The organism is Flavobacterium sp. CAN_S2, from assembly GCF_015752255.1.
In the GTDB taxonomy this organism is placed as follows: domain Bacteria; phylum Bacteroidota; class Bacteroidia; order Flavobacteriales; family Flavobacteriaceae; genus Flavobacterium.
On the sequence record NZ_JADOVA010000001.1, the window covers coordinates 1629559 to 1644567 of the forward strand.

14 protein-coding genes and 1 tRNA gene are annotated in these 15009 nt (G+C 35.9%); 4 read left to right on the forward strand and 11 right to left on the reverse strand.

Going from position 1 to position 15009, the window contains the following annotated elements; all coding sequences use genetic code 11:
• Positions 1–33: 33 nt before the first annotated feature.
• The 11 genes from acs to IWX80_RS07365 all read right to left on the reverse strand — a co-directional run bounded on the left by acs (position 34) and on the right by IWX80_RS07365 (position 12124).
• Positions 34–1941: an acetate--CoA ligase gene (acs, locus tag IWX80_RS07315; RefSeq protein WP_196852817.1), complete on the reverse strand. Its 1908-nt coding sequence runs from the start codon at positions 1939–1941 to the stop codon at positions 34–36.
• 14 nt (positions 1942–1955) lie between these two features.
• Positions 1956–3854: an acetate--CoA ligase gene (locus IWX80_RS07320; protein ID WP_196852818.1), complete on the reverse strand. Its 1899-nt coding sequence runs from the start codon at positions 3852–3854 to the stop codon at positions 1956–1958.
• A 17-nt stretch (positions 3855–3871) separates the two neighbouring features.
• A complete protein-coding gene (locus IWX80_RS07325) occupies positions 3872–4234 on the reverse strand; it encodes a response regulator transcription factor (RefSeq protein ID WP_113637591.1) in 363 nt (120 codons plus the stop codon).
• 3 nt (positions 4235–4237) lie between these two features.
• Positions 4238–6943 (reverse strand): ATP-binding protein, encoded by a 2706-nt coding sequence (locus tag IWX80_RS07330; protein ID WP_196852819.1) that lies wholly within the window; start codon positions 6941–6943, stop codon positions 4238–4240.
• Complete coding sequence (locus tag IWX80_RS07335) at positions 6936–7130, reverse strand: hypothetical protein (RefSeq protein WP_091173041.1); 195 nt, start codon at positions 7128–7130, stop codon at positions 6936–6938. Before IWX80_RS07335 ends, IWX80_RS07330 begins: the two co-directional genes overlap by 8 nt.
• Positions 7131–7261: 131 nt before the next feature.
• On the reverse strand, positions 7262–7486 hold the full coding sequence (locus IWX80_RS07340; protein WP_121363788.1) for a DUF6814 family protein: 225 nt from the start codon (positions 7484–7486) through the stop codon (positions 7262–7264).
• Positions 7487–7587: 101 nt separating this feature from the next.
• Positions 7588–9123 carry an MFS transporter gene (locus IWX80_RS07345; RefSeq protein ID WP_121363787.1) on the reverse strand — a complete coding sequence of 512 codons (1536 nt, stop codon included), beginning with the start codon at positions 9121–9123 and terminating at the stop codon, positions 7588–7590.
• A 24-nt stretch (positions 9124–9147) separates the two neighbouring features.
• Positions 9148–10527: a porin gene (locus tag IWX80_RS07350; protein ID WP_196852820.1), complete on the reverse strand. Its 1380-nt coding sequence runs from the start codon at positions 10525–10527 to the stop codon at positions 9148–9150.
• 101 nt (positions 10528–10628) lie between these two features.
• Positions 10629–11048 (reverse strand): IS1/IS1595 family N-terminal zinc-binding domain-containing protein, encoded by a 420-nt coding sequence (locus IWX80_RS07355; RefSeq protein WP_132067274.1) that lies wholly within the window; start codon positions 11046–11048, stop codon positions 10629–10631.
• A gap of 666 nt (positions 11049–11714) precedes the next feature.
• Complete coding sequence (locus IWX80_RS07360) at positions 11715–11999, reverse strand: GIY-YIG nuclease family protein (protein WP_196852821.1); 285 nt, start codon at positions 11997–11999, stop codon at positions 11715–11717.
• Between the two features lie 52 nt (positions 12000–12051).
• Positions 12052–12124: transfer RNA gene (locus IWX80_RS07365), tRNA-Phe, on the reverse strand.
• Between the two features lie 98 nt (positions 12125–12222).
• On the opposite strand from IWX80_RS07365, the gene IWX80_RS07370 reads away from it, so the two are divergent.
• From IWX80_RS07370 to IWX80_RS07385, 4 genes are read left to right on the forward strand one after another with little or no spacing between them, the layout of a single operon-like run.
• Positions 12223–12957 carry a type III pantothenate kinase gene (locus IWX80_RS07370; protein WP_196852822.1) on the forward strand — a complete coding sequence of 245 codons (735 nt, stop codon included), beginning with the start codon at positions 12223–12225 and terminating at the stop codon, positions 12955–12957.
• Positions 12950–14200, forward strand: coding sequence for a hypothetical protein (locus IWX80_RS07375; RefSeq protein ID WP_196852823.1), 1251 nt, complete (start codon positions 12950–12952; stop codon positions 14198–14200). Before IWX80_RS07370 ends, IWX80_RS07375 begins: the two co-directional genes overlap by 8 nt.
• A 41-nt stretch (positions 14201–14241) precedes the next feature.
• The gene (lptC, locus tag IWX80_RS07380) at positions 14242–14796 is read left to right on the forward strand and encodes an LPS export ABC transporter periplasmic protein LptC (protein WP_196852824.1); all 555 of its coding nucleotides are present in this window, start codon (positions 14242–14244) and stop codon (positions 14794–14796) included.
• Between the two features lie 12 nt (positions 14797–14808).
• A complete protein-coding gene (locus IWX80_RS07385; protein WP_196852825.1) occupies positions 14809–15006 on the forward strand; it encodes a hypothetical protein in 198 nt (65 codons plus the stop codon).
• Positions 15007–15009: the final 3 nt, after the last annotated feature.

Genomic DNA, 15009 nt, shown 5'->3' on the forward strand with positions numbered 1-15009 from the left:
AGCAGTTTTTCAACAACAAATTAAAACTAAAAATTAAATTTTACCGTCTTTGATTTCGTCCACAATTTCAGGATTCAACAACGTTGAGGTATCCCCAAAATTAGAATAATCACCTTCGGCAATCTTACGCAGAATCCTACGCATGATTTTTCCGGAACGAGTTTTTGGTAAACCGGAAACGAACTGGATTTTATCCAATTTTGCAATTGGTCCAATATGATCGGATATGTGTTGGTTAATCTCTTTGCTAAGGTTTTCTCTGTCACGATATTCTCCGGTTTCTTTTAGAATTACAAAACCATACAAAGCATTTCCTTTGATATAATGTGGGAAACCTACAATAGCTGATTCTGCAACTGCAGGATGTTCATTGATGGCATCTTCTATCGGTGCAGTTCCCAAATTGTGTCCGGAAACAATAACCACATCGTCAACACGGCCAGTGATTCTGTAATACCCAACTTCGTCACGCAAAGCACCGTCGCCAGTGAAATATTTACCTGGAAAGGTAGAAAAATAGGTTTCCTTATATCTTTGATGATCGCCCCAAATGGTTCTGGCAATTCCTGGCCAAGGAAATTTAATACATAAACTTCCTGTAACCTGATTGCCTTCGATTTCATTGCGTTTTTCATCCATCAAAACAGGTTGGATTCCCGGTAACGGTAACGAAGCATAAGTAGGTTTTGTTGGAGTTACAAACGCAATTGGCGAAATCATAATTCCTCCGGTTTCGGTTTGCCACCAAGTATCCACAACAGGACATTTCTTGTCTCCTACGTGGTTGTTGTACCAGTGCCAAGCTTCCTCATTGATGGGCTCCCCAACTGATCCAATCACTTTTAAAGAGGTCAATTGGTACCTTTGCACGTATTCGATGCTTTCTTTTGCCAAAGCTCTAATAGCTGTCGGTGCCGTGTAGAACTGGGTAACTTTATGCTTTTCTATGGTTTGCCAAAAACGACTGAAATCCGGATAAGACGGAACGCCTTCGAAAATTACCGTCGTAGCTCCGTTCAATAACGGTCCGTAAAGAATATAAGAATGTCCGGTAATCCAGCCAATATCAGCGGTACACCAGAAAATATCATTGTCTTCATAATTAAAAACGTTCTTAAATGTATAGGCTGAATACACCATATAACCCGCAGTAGTGTGTACCATTCCTTTTGGTTTTCCTGTTGAACCGGAAGTATAAAGGATGAACAAAGGATCTTCGGCATCCATGATTTCTGCCACATTATTATCCGAAGCTTGGTCTAAAAGAGGCTGCAACCATTGGTCACGACCTTCTTTCATGTTAATGTTTGAGTTGATTCTTTTAGCAACTAAAACGTTCTCTACGCAAGGACAATTCAATAAGGCTTCATCAACGATACTTTTCAAATCGATGGTTTTGTTCCCACGATATCCACCATCAGAGGTGATGACCATTTTGCATTCGCTGTCATTGATTCTTGCTGCAACTGCCGAGGCAGAAAATCCTGCAAAAACAACCGAGTGAATGGCTCCAATTCTGGCGCAGGCCAAAGTGGTAATCGCTAATTCAGGAATCATTGGTAAGTAAATACAAACGCGATCTCCTTTTTGTATGCCTTGTTCCTTTAAGACATTCGCCATTTTGCAAACACGTTCGTACAACTCATTGTACGAAATATGCAATGCCTCTTCATTTGGATCATTTGGTTCAAAAATGATAGCTGTTTTATCTCCTTTTTTAGCAAGATGCCTGTCGATACAGTTCTTTACAATGTTTACTTTCGCATTGGTAAACCATTTTATATCGGCTTCAGCCATATTAAAGTCTACAACTTTATCCCATTCTTGGTACCAAGTAAAATTTTCAGACGCCACTTTGTCCCAGAATTTTTTGGGCTCACGAACTGATTTTTTGTAATGTTTAAAGTACTCTTCTAAATTATTAATTTTATAGTAACTCATGATTTTGGTAAATTTTAAATATTATAAACACCTATTTTATACTTTTTTAATGTGGTAACGATTTCCTCCACAATGGTTTCGTCATCAATGGTGGAGGGAATCTGGAATTCCTCGCCATCGGTAATGCTGCGCATCAGTTTTCGGAGGATTTTTCCCGAGCGTGTTTTGGGTAAACGTTGTACAATAACCACATTTCTCAACGAAGCAACTGCGCCAATTTGCTGGCGAACCAGTTTAATGATTTCTTGTTCCAATTGATAATGTTCGATTGCATCTCCTGATTTGGTTACCACCAAAGCCAAAGGGATTTGGCCTTTCAACTCATCTTGAATTCCAATAACGGCGCATTCAGCCACGGAATGGTGGGAAGCAACAACTTCCTCCATTTCTGCCGTTGACAATCGATGTCCCGCTACATTTATCACATCATCCGTTCTTCCGGTGATGAAAATATATCCGTCTTCATCTTTATAGCCTCCATCGCCAGACAAATAATACCCGTCAAATTTGCTGAAATATCCAGCTTTGAAACGGGCTTCGTTTTCCCAAATACCCAACATATTTCCAGGAGGTAAAGGTAATTTTACAACAACCAAACCTTCTTCATTGGCGCTTAATTCGTCGCCGTTTTCATTAAAAATTCGAATATCATATCCGCAAACTGCTTTTGTGGCAGAACCAGATTTTACCGGCAGTTTTTCAATGCCAAGAGAATTGGCAATCATTGGCCAGCCTGATTCTGTTTGCCACCAATGGTCAATTACGGGAATTGGAATGTGTTGTTGGTACCATTCCAATGTGGCATTATCGCAGCGTTCTCCCGCCAAAAATTGGTTTTTAAGAGCGCTCAAATCATATTGTTTGATGAATTCTCCGTCAGGATCTTCTTTTTTGATGGCTCTAATGGCGGTTGGAGCGGTAAACATGGTGCCTACTTTATGTTCTGAAATTATTCTCCAAAACGTACTTGCATCTGGAGTTTTTATCGGTTTGCCTTCAAAAATTATGGTGGTATTTCGGTTTAATAATGGTCCGTAAAGAATGTAGCTGTGCCCAACTGCCCAACCCATATCCGATGCTGCCCAAAAAGTCTCATCTTCCTTTACATTGTAAATGTATTTCATCGAAAATTTCAATGCCACGGCATATCCACCAGTATCTCTAACAATTCCTTTTGGTTTTCCAGTAGTTCCAGATGTGTACAAAATATACAGCGGATGATTAGAATTTACAGGGACACAAGGCGTTTCTTCGGAGCCGTAAACCAACGCATCGTAATCTACATCATATTTCTTAAACGGAATTCTGGCTCCTAATTTTCTATTGAAAACGATTACTTTTTTTGGTCGGTGACTCGCCAATGCAATTGCTTCATCCACCAAAGGTTTGTATGCAATTAGACGGTCGACTTCAATTCCTGACGATGCTGTTATAATCGCTCGGGGTTTGCAATCGTCAATTCTGATGGCCAATTCATGTGGTGCAAAACCTCCAAAAACAACCGAATGAATCACTCCAATTCTCGCGCAAGCCAACATCGCAAAAGCAGTTTGAGGAATCATGGGCATATAAATTATGGCGGTATCGCCTTTCTTTAATCCCAATGATTGCATGCCTCCCGCGAGTTTTGCGACTTCGGTTTTTACTTCCGAAAAAGTATATTTTTTTACGGTTTGTGTCACCGGAGAATCATAAATAAAAGCGACCTGATCTCCATAACCATCTTGAATGTGCTTATCTAACGCCAGATAACAAATGTTCAATTCTCCATCTTTGTACCAAAGCGGATATCCATTTTCATCTTTCGATAAAATTGTCTCCGGTTTATTGTACCACTCAATTGCATCAGCTTGTTCTGCCCAGAATTTTTCTGGATGCGCAATGCTGTCCTCATAAATTTCCTTGTATTCCATTGTGTTGAATTTGTTTCTTATTGAATTAATTCATGAACTTGATCGACTAATTTTTTAACTGAAAAAGGCTTCACAACATATAAATTAGCGCCTAATGAAAGTCCTTTTTCAATATCTTTTTCCTTATTTTTTGCCGAAAGGAAAATGACCTTGCAATGCCGCAGTCGTTCGTCTTTTTTTATTTGTTCCAATGTGGCAAAACCATCCACCATGGGCATCATGACATCCAGAATTATGACATCCGGAAGTTGTTTTTGTAAAATATCCAGTGCTTCCTGGCCGTCACGTGCTATGAAAACTTCAAAATTGTTCTTTTTGAATGTATATTCCAGTGACATTACAATGTTTGGTTCGTCATCTACAATTAAAATCTTTTTCATTTTTTAACTATTTTCTGCTGTATTATAATTGGGTAATGTGAAGATGAGAGTGGCTCCTTCAACCACATTATCTTCAGCCCAAATTTTACCTTTATGATGTTCAATAATTTGTTTACAAATGGCTAAACCCAGTCCGCTTCCTATGGGTTTTTTTACGTTTTGGTTTCGAGATTGATAGAATTTATCAAAAATGGCTTCGAAATCTTCCTTCTTAATTCCCTTCCCGTTGTTGTGTATTTTGACTTCGATATTGTCTTTATTTTCATCAATTGAAATCACTATTTTTCCGTTTGTTTCCGAACAGAATTTTATAGCATTTGAAACTAAATTATGGATGACCTGAACGATTCGCTCTTCGTCATAAAAAGCTTTTATTTCTTTGGATGCATCCTTAAATTCAATGCTGATATTTTTGTTTTTTATTAATTGTTGGAGAGAACCTAATGTGTTTTTAATCGTTTTTGTGATGTTATTTTTAGACAAATAAATCTTCTGTTTTCCAGTTTCAAATTTTTCTAAATCTAAAATTTTATCAATCAAACGGTTCAAACGGTCCGACTCGGAAATGATGTTTTGCAAAAACTGTTTTCTCAGCTCTTCGGGAATGTCGTCATCATCGTGAAGGATTTCGCTTGCGGCACGAATAGCGGTTATTGGCGTTCTTAATTCATGGGTAACGGTATCTAGAAATTCATCTTTTTGAATGTCTTTGTTGACTAATTCCTGATTCGCATTTTTGAGTTGTTCCGATATTTTTTTTAATTCATTCGAAGTGTCCGTCAACTTTTTGTTTATGATGATGTTTTCTTTGGATTCCTCCAAAATGCGCAAGACTTCCGGCAAACTGATTTTGTCTTCTTTGACCACACTCGATATTAATATTTTGGCGGAAGCCGTACCAATGTGTCCCGTCAATAAATTCTCGGCAAACTTTATAAATCGGGCATCGGCAGTGGTAATGTCTTTGTCTATATTATATTTTAAATTAAAAATAGTCAAAGCGCGCTTGGTTCTTTCTTCACCAAGAAATCGCTGCAACACTTTTTGAATATCAGAAATATACGCAGTTCCTTTCCATACAAAAGCGTTTTCGTGATTAGTGATGTATTTGTCAATATCCACAAACATTTCTGCATAATTGCGTTCTCTGTAATTGCCTTTGAAACTCACTGAAACCGCAGCATAACTAAGAATATTTATTAATAAGCTCCAAAAAACAGCGTGCGGGATTGGTTCTAAATAATCCAATCCAAATAGTTGAAAAGGCTTTAGCAATTCAATTCCCCAAGGCCCTTCCTGAATAAACAGGCTGGTTGATTTTGTGATTCCAATAGCGTACGGAATTAACAACGTGTAAAAACAGGTTAAAAACCCAAGAATGATTCCGGTAACCGCACCATATTTAGAACCTCTTTTCCAGAATAATGCACCAAAAAAGGAAGGAGCCAGTTGTGCTATAACGACAAAGGAAACCAGTCCGATGGAAACCAACGAATAATCCAAAATGAATATTCGATAGATGGCATACGCCAAAATGATTAGAGAAAATATTCCAATTTTTCGGCTATTTACAATCCGTTTACTGTTCTTTTTCTGAGAAGAATTTTCAAGTGAACCAATGAAGCCATACGGAATCAGTAAGTTGTTACTCAACATGGTAGCGAGTGCAATTGAAGATACTATAATCATCGAAATGGCTGCCGAAAATCCACCCAGAAAAACCATTACTGTCAATACATTATTGTCAAAAAACTGTGGAATTAATAAGGAATACGTATCTGAATTATGGCCTTTTCCTTCAAAAAGAATATTGCCACCCCAAGCAATTGGAAAAACAAAAAGGTTGAAAAGTAGCAGGTACAACGGAAAAAGCCAAATCGCTGTTCGGATGTGGGTTTCTTTGTTGTTCTCGACAATAGCAGTGTGAAATTGTCTCGGCAAAAGGAAAATAGCAAACATCGATAGAATACAAAGAAAGAACCAGTTGATCCCGTTTGTGATGCCGCCAATTGTATTTTTTTTATCGAAATCTTTAAGGACAGCCGCTTTTTGATAAATGTCATCAAAACCGTCAAAAACAAAATAGGTAACATAAATCCCCACAATCAAAAAGAAAACTAACTTCAAGATAGATTCCATGGCCACGGCGGTTACTATTCCGCGTCTTTTCTCGGAAGCATCCACATATTTGGTACCATAATAAGAAGCAAATAAAGCCAGTGCTATGCAAACATAGGTTGTGGTGTCAGTGAAAATATTAGAACTAGCCTGTGTTTTGGTAACAATATGAAAAGTATCAGAAATTGATTTTAACTGTAAGGAAATGTATGGTAAGATTCCAAAAATACAAATCATAGTTACCACTGCTCCTAAAAATCTACTGTTCCCATATCGTAAAGAAATAAAATCTGCAATGCTGGAAATTTTATTTACTCTCGAAATTCGGATGATTTTTTTGAGAATAATCATCCACGTTGGGATAATTAATATGGGTCCTAAATAAATGGGTAAATAACTCAAACCGGATTCTGCAGCAACACCAATACTTCCGTAATAGGTCCAAGCTGTGCAATATACGGCTAATGAAAAGGAATAGATGTAGGGATTATTTGTCCATTTAGAATGGCTTCTTTTTTCGGACCAATAGGCAATGTAAAAAAGAATTGACAAATAAAGCACCAATATTAATAAGAGTCCAATGCTATTCATAATATCTTTTTATGATTAGGTACGATATGGCGATCGAAAACAGCCATGCCGAGAAGATATAAATGTAGATAATTGGGAATCCAAAAAGTGGTTGCGAACTGTCAAATAACAGCAAGAGTGGCACGTTCAAAGCTAATAACATTAGCATTGAAAGAATAACCAACTTTTGTTCATGTCTCTTTTTCATAAGAAGATGCAGTTTGCTTTGCAGCGGAATGTGCTTTTATTTTTAAAGATTCTGTATATGAATCTCTCTTTTAAAGTAAAAAATAAACAATCTCTGCAAATTCATGCAGAGACTGTCTATTGGAAATTTAATTATTTTTTTTCGTCATAATCTCCCATTAAGGCATAGTAACCAAAGGTTCCTAATCCTAAAACGATTAATGGTGTAAGTATGAACAGGATGATAATCCCGAATACTAGATCCTCTTGTTTTCCTGACATAAATTTTGGTAATCCAAAAGTGAAGATGCAGAAATACGCTGCAGCAGCAGCACAAGCAATCCAAACTAATCCTAAAACTCTTTTTATCTGATTCATATGTTGCTATTTATTGTTTTTTTATCGGTCATATGTAATTCGCATATCATCATTGGTATCTGCGACCCAATTGCCGTCATGCTCATTTCATAGCTGTGTTTTTATACGTGAGCGTTTTTATCTTTATTTTTAATGTAAACCATTCCAACTACAAAACTGACTGCAGCAATAACAATTGGATACCAAAGACCTTCAAGGTAAAACTCCGGATGACCTAAGTCTTTTGCATTGGTTACAAAATAGGTTGAAATAGCTGGAAGTAGTCCTCCAAAAATTCCATTTCCTACGTGGTATGGCAATGACATCGAGGTATATCTAATTTTTACCGGGAACATTTCAACCAAGAATGCTGCAATAGGTCCGTAAACCATCGTCACAAATATTACTTGTACAAATACTAGAAATATCAATGCCCAATTGTCGCTGGAGTTAATTTTAATAGTTGTTTTGGTGTCCACTTTTGGTTTACCATCCACGACTATTACTGCTCCGTTTTCTAAATGTACGGTTTTTATTTCTTGAAAAGTAGTTCCATCCACATACTCTTTGTTGGTCGTATAGATAGAATCCATGGTTTGCTTTTTATTTTCTTTCAATTCAGCAAGTACCGTAGTTTTTTCGACCATTTCGGTTTTGTTTTTTACCGATGTGGTTTCGTACATTTGTTTGTAGATTGGTCTGTATAATAAAATAGCTAATAACATACCGCCCATCATTATGTACTTTCTTCCTACTTTATCACTCAACCAACCAAAGAAGATGAAGAATGGTGTTCCAAGAATTAATGCAATTCCTAGTAGTGTGTCTACTTGAGAAGAGTCTATCGACATTACCGTTTTCAAGAAACTCATCGCGTAAAATTGACCGGTATACCATACAACTCCTTGTCCCATGGTTGCCCCAAATAAAGCCAACAATACAAATTTCAAGTTGTAACGGTTTCCAAAACTTTCCTTTAAAGGATTGGTACTTGTTTTTCCTTCACTTTTCGCTTTAGCAAAAACGGGAGATTCATCCATGTTTTTACGAATCAAATACGAAACCCCTACCATTACGATAGAAACCCAAAACGGAACTCTCCATCCCCATTCGTCAAATTGTTCTGGTGTAAGAATATTTCTTGTGGCTAAAATAACCATCAAAGAGATAAATAAACCCACTGTTGCAGTCGTCTGAATCCAAGAAGTCCAATATCCTCTTTGTCCGACGGGAGCGTGCTCGGCCACATAGGTTGCTGCTCCACCATATTCACCACCCAAAGCAAGACCTTGAAGCAAACGAAGAATTAATACTAATAAAGGCGCCATGAATCCTATGGTTTCATAACTCGGGATACATCCAATCAGGAAGGTTGCACCACCCATTAATAACAACGTAACCATGAAAGTATATTTTCTTCCAATTAAATCTCCTAATCTTCCGAAGAAAAGAGCTCCGAAAGGACGAACTACGAATCCGGCTGCGAATGTTGCCAAAGTCGATAAGAAGGCTGCTGTAGGATTATCCGAAGGAAAAAATTTTGTTGAAATTACAACGGCTAAACTTCCAAAGATGTAGAAATCATACCATTCGATCATTGTACCCATTGAGGATGCGGAAATGACTTTCCAAATTCCTTTTGTTGATTTAGTACTCATAAATTATATTTTTTTAAAATTAGATTATAGATAGATTTGAAGTTGTACTACGAATTCCCCTTTTGATCCTGAGATGTTAGATGGAGTCGTGTAAACGGGTCTTGTTGAATATTGTGCGGTGATTTTAGCATGTTGTCCATCTAAGAAAAAGTTGGTTCCAAGGTCAAATTGAGTGCTGGACTTATCTAAGGCGTCAAAGTTTTTATAGGTAAAAGCTCCAAAAGGTTGTACTCGCACTTTAGGTTTGTCTACTTTGCTAGGTAGTAATATTCCGGCTTGTGTGTACCAGATATTTCCTGATCCAATAGTAGCTTGAGCATTTCCAGGTCCGGCTAATGCTCTGCTTCCTGTAAAGTTTGGGTCAACGGACCCAATATTCATAATGGCTACGTTACGCAAATAGTTTGGACCGAAATCATAATCGTAGAAAACGCTATATCCGGTTACAGCCATTTTGTTTTCTTTTTTTCCAATAGGTAAATCAAGGAAAACATCTGCAGCAAAAAGATTGATGTTGTGCTTGTCAATAGCGTTATTAACAGAAGTTCTGGTAGCCTCTGGCGCAGTATAAAAACCAGCACCAATATTGAATACTTTTTTAGTTCCAAGATAACTTCCTACTTTATAAGGCAATAAATTAGCTTCCTGATCTAAGAATTGGTATTCGAAATAACCGGCTTTTGACCATTTTGTATTTCCGCTGTTATCTACTGCTACAGCATTATCTGCAGATGTTACATTAGCAGGAGCTAAGTTGGTGGCAAAAGGTTTGTTGTAACTCAAACGGTATTCTAATTTACCATATTTTCCTTTTGCAAATAAACCCATTTGTCTGGCAAACTGATCTGAATTTTCAATTAAAGGCCAGTTGAAGATGGGAGCGTCAATTGTCAAAAAGTTTAATGTTGATGCCATTGTAGCTCTTGATAATCCCATGTAATAATGCAATCCTCCACCAAGAGACAAACTGAATTTTTTATCTTTTTCAGGTAATACTAATGCGTATTCATTCCAGGCATCGTGAAAAAATAAACCTGGTTTTTTCCCGGCTCCGTATCCGCCAGTTCCAGAAGTTCCTGCTGCTCCGCCATTTGTAAAAGTTTGGTTATTGATTCCAAAATGAGTTACAATCATGTATCTTTTAGATAATTGAGAGTAGGCAAGAAAACGCAAACGTCGATTCCCAATGTCGGTTCCTGTGGTTGCCGCTTCATTCCCAATCATTGTTCCGGGATTCATTTGGCTGGAACGAAACCATATTTGATTCCATGCAATAAAACGCATGTATTTTGAACCATCTTCGTTCAAATTAAATTTCATTCCGCTACCGTAATCTGTGGAGCCTTGTGAAAATCCTTCTAGAGACAATAAGACTATTGCCGCTGTAAAAAATATTTTTTTCATAAATAGGATTTGGTTATTAAATGGTTAGTTAATAAAGTGCCAAATTCAGATATTTAATTCTAGAAAAAAATTTTGATATATTTTTGTGTAAACTAATATAGCTAATCTTTGAATCGTTCCCATTTTATTAACATAAACTTATCTCCCAGCTCGGTGATAATCATGCCTGCTCCTGAGAGTAATTCTTTGTTTTTTAAATACTCAACTAATTCTAAGTGGCTAAAAATCTTGTAGGTAGGGTGGTAATTAGCGTGAGAAGGTTTTTTTATATTGTAACTCTTTACCCAGTTGCTCACTGTGACATGTGAAACCCCGATAATTCGCTCGATTTCACGAAAACTCAAGCCTTCGAGATACAGTTGCAATGCTTTGGTTACATAGTAATCATCTATCTTTTTGCCGATTTTATTAACTGTAAAAAAATAATTACACTTTTTGCATAGGTACCTTTGTTTACTGTTGATTATACCGCTTTTTATGATGTGATTGCTTTGGCATTTCGGGCAGGTTAAAATCTCCATATATATAAATTTTGCATAAATATAGTAATTTTGCAACTATTGCTATTTTAATTTCGCAAAAAAAGTAGAAAAAAAATGCGAACACTTTATTTTTATTGGATTATCGATGCGTTTTTGGTAAATTAAATTGCTTTGTGAAAAGGCTTAGATTTTTAAATCCATTCGTTATCTGACGAAATAATGCTTTAACAAATTAAGAAGTAAGGTTGTAATCGATCTAAAAGAAAAAGGTTTGGGACTGTCGCATTTGTTCGAAAACTGAAAATAATGTGGGTTTAAAGCTTTCAATACAATTTCAAAATCTGTAATAAATTATTACCAAGCCATATTGAACTATTTTGATAACAGGAGAACAAGTGTATCAGCAGAAATAAAATTCAAGAACTCATTTAAAAGAAAATTAATAAGTTGTGAGTGATCTTTTAATACTGAAATAAAAGCTTTTAGAGCACAATTCAGAGGGGTAAAAAAATAGAATTGTTCCTTTTTAGGCTAACTAATATTTATGCCTAATTTTTACTACTCTACAGGTTTTAGGATTGATCTAGGATTATAATGTTTTAACAAAAGGTATAAAAACAAAAAACCCGAATCCCGAAGCTTCGGGACTATTCGGGTTTTGCGGTACCTCCAGTCCCGACGCTTCGGGAGAACTAGGGACACGTTTTATTTTCTTTTAGATAGAATATCAGTCAGAATAGAGGGGTTACTGATAATTTTTTCGATGAAAACTCTGCTTTTCATTTTTTTTATAAATTTTTCAAGAAAAGTGGCTTCTTCTTTGTTCGAGCAATTAAAGAAAAGAATTAATTCCCAATCATTAGCAATTTTTGTAAATGAGTCTGAGTAGGAATGCTTATTGTGTTTTATAATTCGTTCATCAATGTTGTGTGTTTCTCCGATGTAGAATTTATTAACTAATTTCGAATAAAGAATATAAAGGTAATGCATTTTCAAAAATAGATTAAAAACAAAAAACCCGAATATTTCTATTCGGGTTTTGTGGTACCTCCAGGGATCGAACCAGGGACACATGGATTTTCAGTCCATTGCTCTACCATCTGAGCTAAGGTACCTCGCTATTGCGGGTGCAAATATAGAATGATTTTTAGTTTATCCAAAACATTTTTTAAAAAAAATCAATTCGTACCTTCGCCACATCAAAAAATAAATTATGATTTTAGTTGTAGATGTTGGGAATACCAGAATTAAAGCAGCTGTATTTGAGGGTGCTACCCTTTTTGAAATTTTTGTTTTTTCGAAAATGGAACTTCAAAAAAATATTGAAAATATTTTAGAAAAATTTCAAAATGTAACTGATTTGGTCATTTCCTCTGTTGGTGATGTCGAAAAACAGTCTTTTCTTGATTTTAATAAAGTGTTAAAAGTATATTTCATTTCACATGAAGATTCTTTTCCGTTCCACAATTGCTATGCGACTCCTAAAACGTTGGGAATTGACAGAATGGTTCTTGCTGCAGGAGCGACACTACAGTTTCCGAATCAGAATCGGTTGGTGATAGATGCTGGGACTTGTATTACTTATGATTTTATTGATGAGAAAGATAATTATCTGGGTGGAGCCATTGCGCCAGGATTGCGATTGCGCTACGAAGCCTTAAATAATTACACGGCGAAACTTCCTTTGTTGTCATTGCAAACTCCGGAGGATTTTATTGGCAACTCCACTTCTGAATCAATTCATTCTGGCGTCGTTAACGGTTTCGTGTATGAGATTGACGGTTTTATCGATGAATATAAAGCTAGATTTCCAAATTTTATAATAATTTTAACGGGTGGCGACACAGATTTTTTGGCTAAACGATTAAAAAATACCATATTTGCCAATTCAAATTTTCTTCTGGAAAGTTTGAATCAAACATTTCAATATAAAATCAAAAATGATTAAAAAAATTGTAGTAAGCGCTTGTTTGCTTTTGTCATTAGTATCTTTTGCTCAAGAAGGAACATCTTCGCCTTATTCTTTCTACGGTATAGGTGATGTGAGGTTTAGAGGAACATTGGAAAACCGCTCTATGGGAGAAATCGCTATCGAACAAGATAGCATTCACATGAACTTACAGAATCCGGCGAGTTATGCAAATTTGAAGTTGACAACCTTTACTTTGGGCGGGACTCATGCTACTACAAAATTGAAAACGGACACTGAAACTGCAAATGCTCGTAGAACAACTTTAGATTATCTAGCCGTAGGTTTGCCTTTGGGGAAATGGGGAGTTGGTTTCGGTTTGATTCCATATTCTTCTGTTGGATATAAAATTTCATCCGTTTCAGATGATCCGGCAGTGAATAACAGACGATTTAATGGTTCTGGTGGTATGAATAAAGCTTTTCTTGGTGTAGGATATAAGATTACTCCTAATTTTAATATTGGTGCTGATGTAAGTTATAATTTTGGTAAAATTGAAACCAATAATTTTGAATACATCACTGATATTTCTATTGGTACAAGAGAATTAAATACGGTGGATTTATCTGGGGTAAATTTTAACCTTGGGATGATGTACAAAACTAAAATCAACAAAAAGACCTCTTTTTTTAGTAGCGTAAATTATTCATTAGAAAGCACTTTGAAAACTGAAAATACCAGAAACATTTCAACGGCACTTTATAATTCAAATTTTGATTTATCAATTGTTGATGTTTTAGATGATGTAAAAACCGAGAAAAATTTCAAAATCCCAAGTAAGTACACTGCGCAAGCGGGTATTGGTGAAGCCAGAAAATGGTTAGTTGGAGTAGGGTATACGTTTCAAGGAGCTGGTTTTTTAGATAATAGTTACAATTCACTTGATAATGTAACTTACGAGAAACATTCGAAATACAGCATTGGTGGATATTATATTCCAAATTATAATTCATTTTCAAGTTATGCTAAAAGACTTGTTTACAGAGCTGGTTTCAGATTTGAAAATACCGGTTTAGTAATTAATTCAGAGCCTATTGAGGACATGGCGTTAACAGTAGGATTAGGAATGCCATTGACGGGAACGTTTTCAAATGTAAATATTGGTCTTGAATTTGGTAAAAGAGGAACTACCGCGGCAAACTTAGTGGAAGAAAATTATGCTAACGTTAGTGTAAGTTTCTCACTAAATGAAAGATGGTTTGAAAAACGAAAATTCAACTAGTATATAGATTGTTTGCTACAACTTCTTTGTAAGTTCATTGTATGACTTTATTCAAAAAATATTATTTTAAATGGTTTGTCACGGCTTTTGCTGTGACACTGTTTTTTGGGTGCGAAAGTAATTTTAAAGAAGTACAAAAAATCAATTTTTCTGAATTTGTGCCAAGTAGTGATGCAGACATGGTGAATCTAAAATACACGGATTCAGGACGTATTACGGCTGTTTTGGTAAGTACAAAAATGCTGGATTACGCCAGTGTTGAATTTCCTTTTACAGAATTTCCCAAAGGAATTGATGTGACTTTGTACGATAAAAAAGCAAAAAAAACTTTTATCAAATCAAATTATGCAATCTCTTATAAAGGAACGAATATTATTGATTTGCAAGGTAAAGTGAGAATTTTTACGGAACAAGGACAGACTCTGGAAACAGAACAGTTGTATTTTGATCAAAAAAACGAGTGGTTTTTTACCGAAAGAAGGTTTAAATTGACTGATCCAAAAGGAGTTTCTAATGGACAGGGAATTGATTTCAGTGGGGATTTTAAAGTGATTAACTCTCAAAAAATAACAGGCGAAATAGAATCTGCCGATTAATATAAATACAAAATGAATTACTTAAAATATACACAATACGTTTATCTTATTTTTGGTGCGTATTTCATTTATGATGGTTTTACTAAAGTGAATGAGCCAGCATTAGGAAACCCTTGGTTGAGTTTTATGATTGCAGGATTGGCAGTTTTTATGTTTTTCTTCAGGAGAAAATTTGCTAAAAAATTCGAAGATCGCAACAAAAATTCCTAGTTG

Coding starts and splice junctions, on each gene's coding strand:
- acs (WP_196852817.1), bottom strand. CDS start 1,941: ATGAGTTACTATAAAATTAATAATTTAGAAGAGTACTTTAAACATTAC.
- IWX80_RS07320 (WP_196852818.1), bottom strand. CDS start 3,854: ATGGAATACAAGGAAATTTATGAGGACAGCATTGCGCATCCAGAAAAA.
- IWX80_RS07325 (WP_113637591.1), bottom strand. CDS start 4,234: ATGAAAAAGATTTTAATTGTAGATGACGAACCAAACATTGTAATGTCA.
- IWX80_RS07330 (WP_196852819.1), bottom strand. CDS start 6,943: ATGAATAGCATTGGACTCTTATTAATATTGGTGCTTTATTTGTCAATT.
- IWX80_RS07335 (WP_091173041.1), bottom strand. CDS start 7,130: ATGAAAAAGAGACATGAACAAAAGTTGGTTATTCTTTCAATGCTAATG.
- IWX80_RS07340 (WP_121363788.1), bottom strand. CDS start 7,486: ATGAATCAGATAAAAAGAGTTTTAGGATTAGTTTGGATTGCTTGTGCT.
- IWX80_RS07345 (WP_121363787.1), bottom strand. CDS start 9,123: ATGAGTACTAAATCAACAAAAGGAATTTGGAAAGTCATTTCCGCATCC.
- IWX80_RS07350 (WP_196852820.1), bottom strand. CDS start 10,527: ATGAAAAAAATATTTTTTACAGCGGCAATAGTCTTATTGTCTCTAGAA.
- IWX80_RS07355 (WP_132067274.1), bottom strand. CDS start 11,048: ATGGAGATTTTAACCTGCCCGAAATGCCAAAGCAATCACATCATAAAA.
- IWX80_RS07360 (WP_196852821.1), bottom strand. CDS start 11,999: ATGCATTACCTTTATATTCTTTATTCGAAATTAGTTAATAAATTCTAC.
- IWX80_RS07370 (WP_196852822.1), top strand. CDS start 12,223: ATGATTTTAGTTGTAGATGTTGGGAATACCAGAATTAAAGCAGCTGTA.
- IWX80_RS07375 (WP_196852823.1), top strand. CDS start 12,950: ATGATTAAAAAAATTGTAGTAAGCGCTTGTTTGCTTTTGTCATTAGTA.
- lptC (WP_196852824.1), top strand. CDS start 14,242: ATGACTTTATTCAAAAAATATTATTTTAAATGGTTTGTCACGGCTTTT.
- IWX80_RS07385 (WP_196852825.1), top strand. CDS start 14,809: ATGAATTACTTAAAATATACACAATACGTTTATCTTATTTTTGGTGCG.